The following is a 635-nucleotide window of genomic DNA, read 5'->3' as shown; positions in this document are numbered from 1 at the left end:
GCGGCGCGCAGCATCTGCCGACCGATGACCAGCTGCTGGATCTGGGTCGTGCCTTCGTACAGGCGCAGCAGGCGCACGTCGCGGTAGAAGCGCTCCACCGGGTACTCGTTGATATAGCCCGCGCCGCCATGCACCTGCACGCCGCGGTCGGCCACCCGGCCCACCATCTCGGTGCAGAACATCTTGGCGCACGAGGCCCGCATGGCCACGTCGGCGTCGGCCACGCCGGGGCCGCCCTTGGCGTCGTAGCGCTGCGCCACGTCCTGCACCAGCGACCAGCCCGCCAGCAGCTCGGCCTGCGAGTCGGCCAGCATCGCCTGCACCAGCTGGAACTCGCCGATCGCCTGGCCGAACTGCTTGCGGTCACGCGCATAGGCCACCGTCTCGTCCAGGATGCGCCGGGCCATGCCGCAGGCCACCGCCGAGATGTGCAGGCGCCCGCGATCGAGCACCTTCATCGCCGTCTTGAAGCCCTGGCCCGGCACGCCGCCGATGATGCTGGCCGCCGGCACGCGCACGTTCTCCAGGATCACGTCGCAGGTCTTGGTGCCGCGCTGGCCCATCTTCTTGTCCACCTTGCCCAGGCGCAGGCCCGGCGCGTCGGCCGGCACGATGAAGGCGCTGATGCCGCCCGC

1 protein-coding gene is annotated in these 635 nt (G+C 71.2%); it reads right to left on the bottom strand.

The window, feature by feature from the left end; all coding sequences use genetic code 11:
* On the bottom strand, positions 1-635 hold a 635-nt coding region (locus tag ACT80S_RS19145; RefSeq protein ID WP_377419148.1), incomplete at both ends, for an acyl-CoA dehydrogenase family protein.

This window comes from Ramlibacter sp. MAHUQ-53, assembly GCF_052600055.1.
The sequence above is the reverse complement of the archived record's forward strand: the minus strand, read 5'-3'. Positions and strand labels throughout refer to the sequence as shown.